The following is a 14648-nucleotide window of genomic DNA, read 5'->3' as shown; positions in this document are numbered from 1 at the left end:
CTTGTTATCAATTCGTAATCATACTTATCTTAATTATTATTAAGCTTGACTGAATTAGTTTCATTTGCCATAGGCGTAAAATAAGCTCCCACTTCAAGATCAATAATTCCTTTACGATTGTTGAGTTGTTCTAACATTTTAGGATAATAATTTATTTTTTCCACTACTGTTGAACTCACTGCTTTTATGAGATTACCATCCTTCATCTTGATTTCGATATATCCCTCTTTACCTGGTTTGGAAGAAGGTGTTATTTTCTCAACCCTTTCTAAAATGCTTGTGTCGAACTGATCTAAAGCAATAGCAAGTTGTTTAAGTGCTGTTTCTGAAAACTCCCCTTCAATTAGAGGAAGTTGAGCCATTTGTTCAGCAATTAATTGATTTTGAATAACAGCTTCATCTGAAGTATAACCTTTACTCATCAGCGCATAATTTTTACCATTGCTAGAGTAAATACCAACAATTTTTTGTTCTTTAACAATAATGTTTATTGCCTTCCAATCGTCGCGCTGAATACGAACATCCTCCAATAAAGGATTGTTAGTGAGTATATGGTCTTCAATTTCTTTGCGCCATTTTAAAATATCTTTTGCCTTATCCATCGAATGAATCTTAACTCCATTGAGAATTGACTCACTCTGAAGGATTTGATTGCCCGAAACACTTAGTGTATTAACATTATCATAAGGTAATATTTGCCATCCAGACCAAACCATTAAACTGTAAATAATTAAATAGAGAATAAAAATTTTTCTCTTTCCTTTAGGAAACCCTTTTAACAATACTTCTTTACTTGGTAATCCATCTAACCAATAGCTAGGAGTGGGATTATGAGGGGTTATTCTTTGACCATCTTGTCTATTTTTAAAAACAAATGACTCTTGAGAATTAGCGTCTATACGATAATTTTGTGAAGACCTTACTCGATAATAAGGCTCATTCATCGAGCTATTGTAATAATCAAGCTGTTGACTATCTCGATAATCATTTAAGGAATATATATTGGATCGATTTAAACGCTCTTGATTAAGCGAATGTTCAAAAGAAGTCGGAAGAATAGGTTTACCTTGAGAATCCAAACGATAATTCCCCATAGGGGCTGTTACTGGCTGATTATTTCTTTCTGAAATTGTCCTTTTATTCTGCCGATTCTGGTTCTTATCTGGTAACCGGTAATTAACCATCCCTATTCCTCCTCTCTTTTAAAATAGTTATACCATCTCGTTCATCATTTGAATGATTCGATCACTTGCATCCGTAATTCCCATGCTTTTAGCCGCCTGACCCATTACTTTTAAATCTTCAGGGGCCACCATTAATTGGCTAACTTCTTGATATAAAGACTGTCCACTAAGCTTTGACTCCTTTATCATAACAGCCGCCTTGTTATTTACTAAAGATAAGGCATTATGTTCTTGGTGATTATCTGTTACATAGGGACTAGGTATTAAAATACTTGGCAAGCCAAGAGCTGTTAACTCAGTTAAAGTTGTTGCTCCAGCTCGACAAACAACCAAATTAATAGCTTGAAAAACACTTGGCATATTATCGATATATGGAACGATTCGAACATTATTACTCTGATTAATTTCTTCAACCATCTCTTCATTCAGTTCTTGGAAGTGATTTTGTCCCGTTGCAATAATCACTTGATAATTAGCGCTTAACCATTTATCCAGCGACTCAATTCCTGCTTGATTAATAGCTGGTGCTCCACGAGAGCCTCCAAAAATTAAGACTGTCGGTTGATTATCTTTTAACTCAAATTGTTCAGACAAACAGTGAGGCATTGCCGGTGTCGATATCACTTCTTGCCCTCTAGGGTTTCCTGTTAAAACTACTTTATTTTGGTTTTTGCCAAATTGATGGCTCGCTTCTTCAAAACAAACAGCAATTTTATTAACAAAACGAGCTAAAAATTTATTCGTAATTCCTGCTACTGAATTTTGCTCATGAATAATAGTCGGAACTTTAAGCATACTGGCAGCTAATAAAACAGGTCCACACACATACCCACCTGTTCCAAGTACAATGTCCGGTTGGAAATCACGGATCATTTGCTTTGCCTTATGAGTAGAATGAAACATTTTAAAGATTAATTTTAAATTATCTATACTAATTGACCTTTTTAAACCTGTAATTTCGACTGCTTTAAAAGGTATTCCCGCTCGAGGAACAATTTTCGACTCCAATCCTCTTTGTGTTCCAATATAAAGCACTTCCACATCGGATCGTTCTTTCAATACTCGATACAAAGCTAATGCTGGATAAATGTGCCCTCCGGTTCCACCACCCGAAAGAACAATTCGTTTCACTTTATTCATTTCTTTCTCCTTTATTTTGATGCACTTTTAAAAGACTCGACCTGCTCGATAAACCGATCACCTCTAATTTCATAATTCTTAAATTGATCCCAAGAAGCACATGCTGGTGAAAACAAAACAATTTGTCCTTCTTTAGCATAAGCAAACGCTGCTTGACTCGCTTGGTCTAAATTTTCAAATAAATTGATTGTTTCGATTTTAGCTTGTCTAAAATCTTTTGCCATTTTTTCTCTCGATTCACCGTATAAAAAGGCTGCTTTCACTTTGTTTAAATAAGGTATTAAGTCCTGAAAATCATTTCCACGATCTAGACCCCCACCAATATAAATGATGTCTTGGTCAAAACTTTTAAGGGCTGTAATGGTTGCAGCCGTATTGGTTGCTTTGGAGTCATTATAAAATTCAATCCCCTTGATTGTACCCAGAGCTTGGATACGATGACGAATACCAGTAAAGTTTGCTAATTTTTCTTGAATAGCTGTATTATCTACCCCTTGAATTTTTGCAATAGCAATTGCGGCTAGCGCGTTTTCTAAATTATGCTGGCCAGGTAGATTAAACTGCTCGATTAAAGCGACTTCTTGACCTCGAAAATAAAAAGAATGATTTTTAATATAGGCACCCGCTTTTACTTGTTTGTGACGAGAAAACGGAACCTTTATCGCTGGAGAATGCTTCAACCATTCTTCAAGTTCAGCTTGATCGGCATTATAAATTAAATAATCTCTCTCGGTCATTTGCTGAATCAGTTTTAATTTTGCTGCAATATAGTCTTGCCTGGTTCCGTGGTAATCTAAATGTGCTGAATGAATATTGGTAAAAACCGCAATATGTGGATGAAATGAATGGATACCCATTAATTGGAAAGAAGATAGTTCCATTACGATTAAGTCCGTTTCATTTACTTCTTGAGCCACTTCAATTGACGGTACGCCCACGTTTCCTGCTAATTCAACTTTACCTTTCCATGAACCTTCTAGAAGATGGTGGGCTAAGCAAGTCGTGGTTGTTTTTCCATTAGAGCCTGTAATGCCAATAATAGGCGCTAGACTTTCACGATATGCTAGCTCAACATCCGTATAAATAGGTATCCCACGATGCTCAGCTTCTTGAATAAGCTCTAATGAATAAGGTATCCCAGGTGTCTTAACGATAAAGTCAATTCCTTCTAATATTTCGAGTGGGTGTCCCTTATCCACTACTCTAACTCCTGACTTTAATAGCAAATTAACCGACGGGTCCTGAGAAAGGTCCCCTCGGTCATTGAGCGTAATTTTTGCGTTTTCTTTTTGTAAGTAATTCACAACACTCTTGCCAGTTAGGGCATAACCCATAACTAGAATATGTTGGCCAGCGTATTTGTTTGTCATTTGTTTTCACACTTTCTCGCTTATTATGCCTATTATAAAATGAAATAGAGTAAGCTAGCAAGTAATCCTACTGTCCAAAAAACAAGCACGACTAGCTCTTCAGACCAGCCAATCATTTCAAAGTGATGGTGAATGGGTGACATCTTAAAGATCCGCTTTCCTCTGGTCTTGAAAGAAGCAACTTGTAAGATAACAGATAAAGTTTCTATTACAAAAACCATGCCGATGATTAATAGGGACCATGGGTTGTTTAAAAGTATTGAAATAATTGCTAATCCTGCCCCTAAAGCTAGCGAACCCACATCTCCCATGAAAATTTGAGCAGGTTTGCGATTAAATATTAAAAAAGATAAAAGGCTTGCTGTAACAATTAAGCAAGCCATAGCAACGGATGCTTGCTCTAGGCGAATAGCCAACATAAAGTAGGCTCCATAGGCAATGATATTTAACCCTGTGGCTAAACCGTCTAATCCATCGGTTAAGTTAACAGCATTGGAAAAACCAGTAATCCAAAAGAAGGCAAAAGCTATTACAACTATTAAATAGTTAATTTCCAAAGAGAAAATAGGCAATACAAATCTTTTACCTAAAACATAACCCGCTAGAACGACGATACCAGAAAATAAAAGCTGTAATAGAAATTTTTGTTTAGCAGTTAGCCCTTCATTTTTACCGGTGAAAATAGATATAAAATCATCGGCAAACCCAATGCCACCAAAAAATAACCAAGTTAGCACAATCATCAAGAGATTGGCATCTAGTAGATTAAATAGCCAGCCAAACATCAAAGTAATCATTATAGATACTGCAATAAACACCGTTCCTCCCATAGTGGGAGTACCTGTTTTTACTTGGTGCCATGAAGGGCCTTCTTGCCGAATAGCTTGTCCCATTTTCTTATTTAAGAATAAACGGATAAAAAGGGGCACTAAAGCCAGGGTTAAGAGGCCTGAACTAATAAAAGCCATTAATAACTGCATCATCTTTTCCATTTGTTTTCTAACTCCTCTTCTACAATCGCAACCTCATCATAAGGTATATAATCATCACCAATTACTTGATAAGCCTCTCCTCCCTTACCAGCAAAAAGAAGTGTATCATTAGCTTCGGCATGATTTACTAAATAATGAATGGCTTTTTTTCGATCTTCAATTAAATCATAAGGAACTTCTTGATGATCTCTTACCATTTCAGAAACAATCTTTTTAATGGGTTCATTTCGAGGATTATCTGCCGTAAATACAATATGATCCGCCCACTTAAATAAAATATCGCCCAAATCAGGTCGAGCAGCCGAATCTCTATTACCTCCGGAATGCCCAAACATTACTCTTAATTTTCCGTTTGAGGTTTCTTTTAATTCACTTAAGACATTTTCTAAAGCATCTGGTGTATGTGCAAAATCAATCACCACTCGATAATCTTGACCCTTATCAATAACTTGCATTCTTCCAGTGATACCTTTTAATCTAGGTGTCAAATCAACTATTTGTTCAGCTGAATAGCCATAATAAACTACCAGACACAAAAAGGCTGCTAAATAATTCATAACATTATAAGCACCAATCATCGATAAAGCAACTGGATAAGTTCTAGCTTGATAGTGAAGCTTGAATTTTTGTATTGAAGCTTCTGTCGTCAGCTCATCCACATAAACTGTGGCCTGAGGATCTTTCATACTATAAGTAATTACAACCGCCCCAGTAGCTCGACTCATTACATCTGCATAAGGATCATCTTGATTAATAATCGCTAGTCTTGGTTTTTGATGGTGAAAACTCTGTCCCAATTGTGCAAAGAGCAAACTCTTAGCATAAGCATAATTGTCCATAGTTTTATGAAAATCCAAGTGTTCTCGAGTTAGGTTAGTAAAAATTGCACAGTCCACATCGGTATACCAAAGACGGCCTAAGGACAAAGCGTGAGAAGAGGCCTCAATTATGATATCACTGCAACCCTCCTCGACCATCGACTTATAATACTTTTGTAAACTAACTGCTTCTGGCGTTGTATTAATAGCCGGAAGCAGACGCTCGCCAATTTTGTAATGCAGGGTGCCTATCACACCTGTCTTATGATTCAATAATTCTAAAAATTGAGAAATCAAATGTGTGGTGGTCGTTTTTCCGTTAGTCCCAGTAACCGCTACTAGAGGAAGCTGGCTAGATGGTTGACCGAAAAATTGATGAGATAGTATTGCTTGCGCTCGATAAGTTGAAGGGACTTTGACTAGCGTTATTTTTTTATTCAAAGCCTTTTCTATTTGTTTAGAAGAGAATTCTTCGGCTACTATCAGTGAAATGTTTTCTTTCATCAGCTGATCAATTACTGAATGGCCATCAAACCTTTCACCTTTTATAGCGATAAAGGCAGCATTTTCAGTGAGCTTTCGACTGTCATTGGTCAGATCGTATATTTCTTTATTAAGATCTAAATCACCTAAAAGTTCGTAGTTAATTAAAACTGATATTAGTTTATTTAATCGCATTTCATTTCCTTCTCTCTACTGCTTGATTAATATAGACTCTAACATTGGATGAAAAACTTCGGACAGCATCTGAGTTCCATAAATACCATAGTCATTTTGTGGCCTTTTAATAAATAAATATAACATGTATTTAGGTTCTTCAGCAGGAAAGAAACTGATGACTGAATAAAAATAGTCGTTTTGTCCCGTTAGATAGCCTGTTCCCTCTTCATTAGCAATTTGAGCCGTTCCGGTTTTTGCCGCCACTCTGACTATGTCAGATTTAAAAGGTCTTGAAGTCCCATTTTGATCCTCAACCGCTTTAGTCATCAAGTCAATAATATAGAAAGTTACTTCAGGTTCAATAACTTGCCCTAAGTTTTGTTTTTGATAGCTTTGTCCGCTTTTATCAATATGATCAATATATTGAATTTTCATCATTTGCCCTTTGTTAGCAACCGCACTATAAGCTTGTAAAAGTTGCATCGGTGTAGCTGAAAATGCTTGGCCAAAGCCAGACATTATTCGTGATGTAGGGTTAGTGAAATCGAGTGAACCCGGATTTTCATTCGCTAGTTTACTATTTGTGCTAACGCCAAAACCAAATTTTTTTAATTCTTCAGTCCAAACTTGGTCTCCCATACGATTCACTAATTCGACCATTGCCACATTTGAAGAGCGAATGAAGCCATCTTCAAATGAAATTTGTCCCCAACCGAATTGGTTATGGTCTCTTACTTCACGATCAAACACTTTTACCATACCCGATAAGAACGTTTCTCCCGGTTGATAAACACCCATTTCTTTTGCTTTAGCCATGGTCAAAATCTTAACAGTTGATCCTGGTTCGTTAGCTGTTTCAACTAACAAATTCTGCCAAAGAGAGTCGATTCCTTCTCTGGTATTTAAATTAAATGAAGGTCTTTGAGCTGAGGTTAATAATTTACCAGTTTCTAATTCAACCAAGTAAGCCCCCATTGACTCAGGTTGATATTTCTTAAAAATCTTATCTAGAATAGTCTCGGTCTGATTTTGGATACGACTATCTAAAGTTAAATAGATATCATTAGCCAATTGAAGGTCAGTTGAATTTTTGCTTGATTTCCCACTCGATAATATATCATCAAATGCCGCTTCAATACCCATGGCTCCAACTAAACTTGATTGAGAACCTTCTTGGTTACTTTCATTAACTTCTGCATAACCTATTAAGTGAGAGGCAAAGTAGTCATTGAAATAATAACGGCTCACCTGACTAGTGAAAAAGATTCCCGGTAAGTTTTCAGCTTCAATTGCTAATTTTGTCTGTGCTGATATGTTTTTAGAAGCTGAGCCAAACTCAACTTGATTGACATTATCACTATTTAATTGCGTCCATATTTTTTCTTTCGGCATATCGATATATTTAGCAAGAATGGTCGCCGTATAATCAATGTCTTTAACCGTTTCACCTTCTGCCCAATCAGCATCTAGAACAGCGTACATAGAATAAGAAGTAGTATCCATTGCAATAGGCTGACCAAACTGATCATAAATTGTGCCTCTTTTTGCTTTAGCAATACTACTTCTATTGTCTACTTGCATTTCTAGTTTAGTTAAATTAACACCATTTACTTGTTTGAATAAAGCTATTTGTGCCATTCGACCAATCATTACTAAACCGATTAAAATTACAATGATAGCTAAAAAAAACAAATTCATCCCTTGATTATTATTCGCATTATTATTAGTCATTTTGATCGATATCCTTTACGCGATCCATTTCTGCTTTCATACCGTTGGCTTCTGCTACAAGCTCAATATTTTTATACTTTAAGTTTTCAGCCTTTTCGACCATTAACATTTCTGTTTCTTTGACAAGCTCAGCCTCTTCCAACTGGATCTCTTGAATCCTTTGGTTAACCTGGTTGACTTGCCAATGAATATAAAGACTCGCAAAGCAACAGCTAACCATTATAAAAATACCTAGCAATGCTAAGTTTCGATTCGTTATAATCGTTTGCCTTTTTGATCTCCTATCTTCATTATCAAACCAATCAGATTGATGGGAAAGTTCCCACTCTTCAATCTTTCGGACTGCTGAGCCATCAAACGTATCAGTAGATTGACCGACTAGCGATTGGGCTTGGTCTTTATTATAATAATTTCTTCTTTGATAACTTTCAGTCACAATCGCTATCCTCCTCAATACTACATACTAATTCTTTCAATAATTCTTAATTTTGCTGATCTTGAACGATTGTTATTCTTTAACTCTTCTTTTGAAGGTAGTATCGGTTTTCGATTAACTATTCGATAATCTGCTTGTTGATTACTTAAAACAGGTAAATTTCTAGGTGTTTCTGGTAAGGTAGATACTTGCTTAAACATTTGTTTAACCAATCGATCTTCTAAGGAATGGAAGGTAATAACTGCCATCCTGCCACCTACTTTTAACAGTTTTAACCCCTGTTCAATTGAACTTTCGACTGCGCCAAGCTCATCGTTAACAGCTATTCGAATGGCTTGAAAAGCTCGCTTAGCTGGATGTCCACCGGTCCGACGTGTCGCGGCAGGAATCGCTTCTTTAATAATCTCTGCTAATTGAGTAGTTGTTTCAATTGCTTGTTTTTTACGACTTTGTTCAATATTTCTTGCAATTCTTTTAGCAAATTTTTCTTCACCATACCGGAAGATAATACGCACCAAATCATTATAATCCCAAGTATTTACTACTTCATAAGCATCGAGCTCTTGCCTTTGGTCCATTCGCATATCTAGCCTTGCTTCTTGATGATAGGAGAACCCTCTTTCCGCAATATCTAATTGTGGTGAAGATACTCCCAAATCATAGTAAATCCCATCAATTAGGTGAATTGATTGCTCCGATAAGGCGACTTCTAAATCACGAAAATTTCTTTCAAAAAAAGTTATTTTTCCTTGGGATAATTGCTCTTTTAAAGTTACTTTAGCATTATTAATTGCCATAAGATCTTGGTCAAATGCCAATAATTTTCCACGGTCTGAAAGAAGGCTTAATAAGTATTGAGCATGTCCAGCGCCACCCAATGTACAATCAACATAAATTCCATTGGGATTCACTTCTAAACCATCAATTGTTTCCTTTAGTAAAACTGTTTCGTGCTCAAAGGACATATTGTCACCTCGTTATTTTAAAATCCAAAATCAATCATTTCTTCTGCAATATTTTCAAAATTTTCCTCAGCATCCTCTGCAAAATCTTCCCAAAGCTCACTGCTCCAAATCTCGATACGGTCTGATACGCCAATCACACGACATTCCTTATCAATCTTAGCGAACTCTATAAGATTTTTTGGTAAATTTATCCGTCCTTGCTTATCGATTTCTACTTCGGTGGCAGCCGAATAGAAAAAACGAGTAAACTTACGTGCGTCTTTTTTAGCTAGAGGTAATTGTTTTAATTTTTCTTCAATTGTTTCCCATGCATTCATGGGGTAGCCAAATAAACAGCCATCCAGACCTCTAGTTACTATAAAAGTCGAACCTAGTTCTGGACGAAACTTAGCAGGCATGATCAAGCGGCCTTTGGAATCGATATTATGTTGATATTCTCCCATTAACACGACTTGTTCACACTCCTCTCCTAAGTTAGATTAATTTTACCACATACTCCCACTTTTCACCACCTTATAGACAAAATTGAATAAAAAAACAGGTTTTGCTAGAAAGCAAAACCTGTTAAAGCTTGATATTATGATCATTTAAAGCTATTAAAAAAGTGGTGGGGTAATTAGAAAAAAATCGTCCACCATCTTAAAATAATCATTCCCACTAAATAAAAAACCAAGAAATAAAAAAGTAATTCACTTGCAGGCAAATAAAATTGCTTAAAATAGAAATGGTCGATTTCTTGTATATACTTATGTAATTGAACACCGATTGCAAAAGAAGAAAATAAAATAATAAATGGTAGCACATTAAAACCAAAAATTAGCCAGCCAAAACCGTAAATTAAAACCAATAAAGTGGGTAATAAACAAATGGCTAATGTTATAGGCCAATTTTTAAAATAGGTTAAATAAGGTCTCCCATATTTTTTAATTAAAAAAATCATAGTTAGAGGAATGATATAAAGCAATAGCTCAAATACAGAAAAATCACTTGTCTGCAAAGTATCCCTTCTTTCCTCTAATGAATATTTCCTTTTAATATTATTCAATAAATGTCAATAAATGCAACCAAGTATCTTGATTAAATACTTCCCAATAATTTCCGTCTCCTAAAACAGCGTAACCGATAACTAAACCCATTCCAAAGACAATAATTAAAAGGATGATAAAGAAAAAAACTTTGAAGATCCCTTTCATAACTTGTTTAAATAGTGGATATTCTAAATATTTTAACTTCTCTGCCATTTATTCACCCCTAGTTTATTTCCAAATGGATTGCCACAATCTCATAAAGAAATTTGGCTTACTTGGTTTTTTATTATTTTTGTTTGGATCAATTAAACCGGATTCGACCCAATCCATCATTATACCAGTTCCTAATGCTACAGCATTCATGGGTTGATCAGAAGGAATAGCTGAGACTTTTATCTGCTCAGTGATTAACAAATCTAGATCTTGGATCATCGCGCCCCCGCCTGTAATAACCAGTCCTTGATCATGGATATCTGCGATTATTTCTGGAGAAGCTTGTTCAATCACTCTGCGTATTGTTCTCACTATTTGATCTAATAAATCTTTTAATGCCCGATGTAAATCGTTAGAGTCAACATTAATTGCTTTTGGTAATCCTGTAACAAGATCGCGCCCCTTTAACTCTTGGTTATGAACATCTCTTCCATCCACCTTTTTAGCACAGGCAAGTTGCATTTTTATCCTCTCAGCTGATTGGATCCCAATGAGTAGTTGGTAATGGTCCTTAAAATACTGGATAATAGCTTCATCAAAGTCATCACCAGCTATCTTAATCGATTCTGCGTGAAGAATTTCACCTGAAGCAATAATTGCTATATCCGTCGTTCCTCCACCAATATCTACAATCATACTTCCTTTGGCTGATAAAACATCTAGGCCCGAACCGATAGCCGCTACCATCGGTTCAACTTCTACTCGAACCCTACCCGAAGTAACTTTTTGAACTGCCTCGAATAGTGAAAGTTGTTCTATTTCACTTACATTGGTTGGCGTTGAAATTAAAACATTTGCCTTTCTCAAGCCACGTCGAATGTGTGCGCGCTTGAAAAAGTGAAGAAGCATGGCTTCGGTTAAGTCATAGTCTGATACCACTCCACCTTTTAAAGGTTGTATAACTTCAAGAGACTTTGGCACTCTACCCCGCATTTCATAAGCTTCTCGTCCCACTGCCATTACTTCTTGAGTCGATTGATCTACAGCAATCACTGCGGGCTCATTTAAAATGATTCCTCGGCCTTTAAGATGGATTAATACATTGGTTGTTCCTAAATCAATACCTATATCTCTAGCCATTATACTCATCCTTTCTGGATGATAATTAAGCAAACACAGCTTTTACAGCTGGTTTATTTTGAATGGATGGAATTGGCTGGATATTAACACGTTCGATGTTTGCTCCTAAGCGAGCTAGCTTTTCATGGAAGAGGTAATAACCACGATCAAGATATTTCAACTCAGAAACCCTTGTCAATCCTTTAGCAGTAAGTCCTGCAATAATAAGAGCAGCTGCCGCACGAAGGTCTGTCGCTTTAACCTGGGCACCTGATAATTCTGCAGGTCCGTACATTACAACTGTTTGGCGTTCAATTTTGAAATCGGCGCTCATTCGACGCAATTCTTCAAAGTGCATGAATCGATTTTCAAAAACGGTTTCAGAAAGTGCTGAGTCTCCCTTAGCTAATAATTGAGCAATCGACATTTGTGCCTGCATATCCGTTGGAAAGCCTGGATAAGGCATGGTTTTAATGTCTGTGGGTTTCAAAACCTTGGGACCAATTACCCTTAGCGAAGAATCAAACACTTCAAAAACAACGCCCATTTCTTGCAACTTACTAATTAGCGGTTTGTTGTGATGAGCAATCGCTCCTTCAATCATGACATCTCCATTAGTCACAGCAGCCGCTACCATAAAAGTACCGGCTTCGATACGATCTGGCATAACTTCATAGTCCGTAGCCAAAAGTTCTGAAACACCTTCGATACGTATTGTCTCCGTTCCAGCACCTGAAACTTTAGCACCCATTTTATTTAAAAAGTTAGCTAAGTCAACAATCTCTGGTTCTCTAGCAACATTTTCAATCACTGTTTCGCCTTTAGCTAAAACAGCAGCCATCATAATATTTTCAGTGGCTCCCACCGAAGGGAAATCCAGGTAAATATTGGCTCCGATTAACTGGTCTGCTTTTGCTTCAACATATCCTGCTGCATTTTCAATAGTAGCTCCTAATGCTTCAAATCCTTTTAGGTGCAAATCAATGGGACGTGTACCGATTGCACAACCGCCTGGCATGGCCACACGCGCATGACCAAAACGTGCTAACATTGGTCCCATTACAACGATCGAAGCGCGCATTTTACTAACAAAGTCATAGTCCGCCATAGTTTTAACCCGACCTGTCGCATCGAGCGTCATCTGATTATTCGCTTGATTGAATTTAGTCTCTAGGTCAATATTCTTTAGCAATTCGTTCATTGTTAAAACGTCTGATAAAACAGGCACATTACTTAGTCGTGTAATTCCTTTCGACGCCAAAATAGAAGCTGCCAGAATTGGTAAAACTGCATTCTTAGCACCTTCAACCTTGACTGTACCCTCCAAACGGTTGCCACCTTGTACAATAATTTCTTCCATTTTAAATGAATCCCCTTTTGAAGACTATCGCTTTGGAGTAGGCGAGAGACTTATACACATGATTAGAGAAACGCTGACATCAATAGTAGACGTAAGGTTTCAATGATTGTTATAAAAAACGAACTTGTCAAATAGCCCAAGCCAATACTACATAAAATACATAGGTATCGGTCCATTGCTTGGTGTTGAGGCTGTAAAACACTCCTCCAATTAACTTTTGACAGAGCCATATAGGCTAGGATGACAAAGAAAATGCGAAAAAACAGTACTGCCATACCATTTATAATTGCATACATTTAAATCACCCTTTCATGTTCGTAATCATCATAGCATAAATAAGAAGTAAGTAAAATGACTATAAAGCAAAAATACTATCAAAAAGAAATAGGGCTTAACTTTTCACAATAAAAAAGCTATCCTGCTAATCTTTAACAGTATGAAATCTATTTATTACTTTTTAAAGTCATTTTGATGACTAGCATTTTGTAGATAATAACGTCGATGGTTATCAATCTTAGCCAAATAAAACTCTCCTTCATGAACACTTGGATCAAATTCAATTATTTCGTCACTAGGCTCAATGGCTTCTAAGTATAGCTTTTCATATTCCTCAATGCTTAACTTTCGACGTTTCTGGAACATTGCTTCAATTTCATTCAAGAGTATAGCCTCTCTAAAACCTGGCTGTAATGCTCCAAAAAAACATTCAGCAACCGCACCTGAACCATAAGAAAATAGGGAAATCTTATCGCCTTTTTTAAGACTTTGATCATGAACTAAAAGTGAAATTAAGCCTAGATAAAGCGAGCCAGTATAAATGTTGCCAATATGTCTTGAATATTGAACAGCGTGATCGTAATGTTTATCAAAACGGTCTAAAGCCTTCAACTTCTGATCTACATCTTTGAGTGTATTTGTTGAATCATTTAAATACTGACGATAGTTTTTAATCGCCTTACGACCCATTTTGGTAAATGGTAAATGGAACAATTGTACTTGATAAGCATCCCAAAAATCCGGTTTACGCTTACCTACTTCTTCCATAATATTCAAAAAGGTCTGATTATATAGATTGGTAGAAAACTTACCGTCTACACGTGGATATATGTCGTATTGTGGTCGCCAAAAATCAAATTGATTGTCAGTATAAGCAATGCTTTCTTCTTCAATAGCTAAAATCGCTGGATCAGCAGTTATTAACATAGCCACTGCTCCTGCTCCTTGAGTCGCTTCTCCAGAAGACGCTAGACCATATCGAGCAATATCGGTTGTAACGACTAACACCTTTCTTTCGGGTCTTAAGCGCACATAGTCAACAGCCGCTTGTAAAGCTGCCGTTCCTGCATAACATGCCTCTTTGATTTCATAGGAGCGTGCAAAACGGTTAATCTTTAATGCTTGGTGCAAATATATTGAAGCTGCTTTAGAATAATCAAAAGACGATTCAGTAGCTACAATCACTTGGTCAATTAAGTCCCGATCTTCTTTTGAAATAATTGGTAACGCTGCATTAATGGCCAATGTAACAATATCTTGTTTGTAATCCGTGACAGCCATTTGACTTTGGCCGATTCCAATTGTAAATTTTGCTGGATCAATATCTCTTGCTTGAGCTAATTCCTCCATGTCTACATATTGGGGTGGTATATAAAAATGAATACGGTCGATTCCAACTTTTGTTTTCATTAATTC

The 14648-nt window shown here is 36.5% G+C and carries 15 protein-coding genes; all 15 read right to left on the bottom strand.

What is annotated here, in order from left to right:
- Positions 1-29: 29 nt before the first annotated feature.
- On the bottom strand, positions 30-1184 hold the full coding sequence (locus tag ACQV2R_RS03815) for a cell division protein FtsQ/DivIB (RefSeq protein WP_428874976.1): 1155 nt from the start codon (positions 1182-1184) through the stop codon (positions 30-32).
- Positions 1185-1211: 27 nt separating this feature from the next.
- Entirely contained in the window at positions 1212-2324 is a 1113-nt protein-coding gene (gene murG, locus ACQV2R_RS03810) for an undecaprenyldiphospho-muramoylpentapeptide beta-N-acetylglucosaminyltransferase (protein ID WP_428873870.1), read from the bottom strand.
- 11 nt (positions 2325-2335) lie between these two features.
- A complete protein-coding gene (gene murD, locus ACQV2R_RS03805) occupies positions 2336-3694 on the bottom strand; it encodes a UDP-N-acetylmuramoyl-L-alanine--D-glutamate ligase (RefSeq protein WP_428882102.1) in 1359 nt (452 codons plus the stop codon).
- 32 nt (positions 3695-3726) lie between these two features.
- Positions 3727-4686 (bottom strand): phospho-N-acetylmuramoyl-pentapeptide-transferase, encoded by a 960-nt coding sequence (gene mraY, locus ACQV2R_RS03800; RefSeq protein ID WP_428873868.1) that lies wholly within the window; start codon positions 4684-4686, stop codon positions 3727-3729.
- Positions 4674-6182 (bottom strand): UDP-N-acetylmuramoyl-L-alanyl-D-glutamate--2,6-diaminopimelate ligase, encoded by a 1509-nt coding sequence (locus ACQV2R_RS03795; protein ID WP_428873867.1) that lies wholly within the window; start codon positions 6180-6182, stop codon positions 4674-4676. The genes mraY and ACQV2R_RS03795 overlap by 13 nt, the downstream gene beginning before the upstream one ends.
- A 15-nt stretch (positions 6183-6197) precedes the next feature.
- Positions 6198-7895 carry a peptidoglycan D,D-transpeptidase FtsI family protein gene (locus ACQV2R_RS03790; protein ID WP_428873866.1) on the bottom strand — a complete coding sequence of 566 codons (1698 nt, stop codon included), beginning with the start codon at positions 7893-7895 and terminating at the stop codon, positions 6198-6200.
- Positions 7888-8331, bottom strand: a complete 444-nt coding sequence (locus tag ACQV2R_RS03785; protein ID WP_428874974.1) for a hypothetical protein — start codon at positions 8329-8331, stop codon at positions 7888-7890. Before ACQV2R_RS03785 ends, ACQV2R_RS03790 begins: the two co-directional genes overlap by 8 nt.
- A 20-nt stretch (positions 8332-8351) precedes the next feature.
- Positions 8352-9296 (bottom strand): 16S rRNA (cytosine(1402)-N(4))-methyltransferase RsmH, encoded by a 945-nt coding sequence (gene rsmH / locus ACQV2R_RS03780; RefSeq protein WP_428873864.1) that lies wholly within the window; start codon positions 9294-9296, stop codon positions 8352-8354.
- A gap of 17 nt (positions 9297-9313) precedes the next feature.
- Entirely contained in the window at positions 9314-9739 is a 426-nt protein-coding gene (gene mraZ, locus ACQV2R_RS03775; protein ID WP_428873897.1) for a division/cell wall cluster transcriptional repressor MraZ, read from the bottom strand.
- Positions 9740-9912: 173 nt separating this feature from the next.
- Complete coding sequence (locus ACQV2R_RS03770) at positions 9913-10293, bottom strand: hypothetical protein (protein ID WP_428874972.1); 381 nt, start codon at positions 10291-10293, stop codon at positions 9913-9915.
- A gap of 40 nt (positions 10294-10333) precedes the next feature.
- A complete protein-coding gene (locus tag ACQV2R_RS03765) occupies positions 10334-10537 on the bottom strand; it encodes a DNA-directed RNA polymerase subunit beta (protein WP_428874971.1) in 204 nt (67 codons plus the stop codon).
- 15 nt (positions 10538-10552) lie between these two features.
- Complete coding sequence (locus ACQV2R_RS03760) at positions 10553-11617, bottom strand: rod shape-determining protein (protein WP_428873861.1); 1065 nt, start codon at positions 11615-11617, stop codon at positions 10553-10555.
- A 25-nt stretch (positions 11618-11642) separates the two neighbouring features.
- On the bottom strand, positions 11643-12956 hold the full coding sequence (gene murA / locus ACQV2R_RS03755) for a UDP-N-acetylglucosamine 1-carboxyvinyltransferase (protein WP_428873860.1): 1314 nt from the start codon (positions 12954-12956) through the stop codon (positions 11643-11645).
- A gap of 62 nt (positions 12957-13018) precedes the next feature.
- Positions 13019-13186, bottom strand: coding sequence for a DUF1146 family protein (locus tag ACQV2R_RS03750; protein ID WP_428873896.1), 168 nt, complete (start codon positions 13184-13186; stop codon positions 13019-13021).
- Between the two features lie 220 nt (positions 13187-13406).
- Positions 13407-14642 (bottom strand): hydroxymethylglutaryl-CoA synthase, encoded by a 1236-nt coding sequence (locus tag ACQV2R_RS03745; RefSeq protein ID WP_428873859.1) that lies wholly within the window; start codon positions 14640-14642, stop codon positions 13407-13409.
- Positions 14643-14648 lie beyond the last annotated feature (6 nt).

The sequence above is a fragment of the Facklamia sp. P12937 genome, from assembly GCF_050409505.1.
Taxonomy (GTDB): Bacteria; Bacillota; Bacilli; order Lactobacillales; family Aerococcaceae; genus Facklamia.
Note: the sequence above shows the minus strand (reverse complement) of the source record. Positions and strands in the feature narration are given on the sequence as shown.